At 45.1% G+C, this 277-nt stretch carries 1 pseudogene; it reads left to right on the top strand.

Annotated features, from left to right (window positions below):
* Positions 1 to 277: pseudogene (locus tag R0J87_RS19895) on the top strand (IS21 family transposase); the annotation flags it as partial.

Below are 277 nucleotides of genomic sequence, written 5' to 3'. Positions count from 1 at the left end.
GTATCAGATTGAAAAGAAAGAAGAGCCACGTGAATACGAGTCAGTCGATGAACTGCCGCCAGGAAAACAACTGCAGGTAGATTGGGGCCAGACGATTCAAAAGGATACACACGGAAAAGAAGTCCGCCTTTACTTTATCGCCTTGGTGCTAGCACATTCTCGTCAAAAATATACTTGGTGGTTCAATCGACCATTTACCACAGCGGATACGATACGTTGCCATGAGCTGGCGTTTAAGTACTATGGCGGTATAGCAGAAGAAATCGTCTATGACCAA

The sequence above is a fragment of the Halomonas sp. SIMBA_159 genome, assembly GCF_046536035.1.
In the GTDB taxonomy this organism is placed as follows: Bacteria; Pseudomonadota; Gammaproteobacteria; order Pseudomonadales; family Halomonadaceae; genus Vreelandella; species Vreelandella venusta_A.
This window is presented reverse-complemented; position numbering and strand designations above follow the sequence as displayed.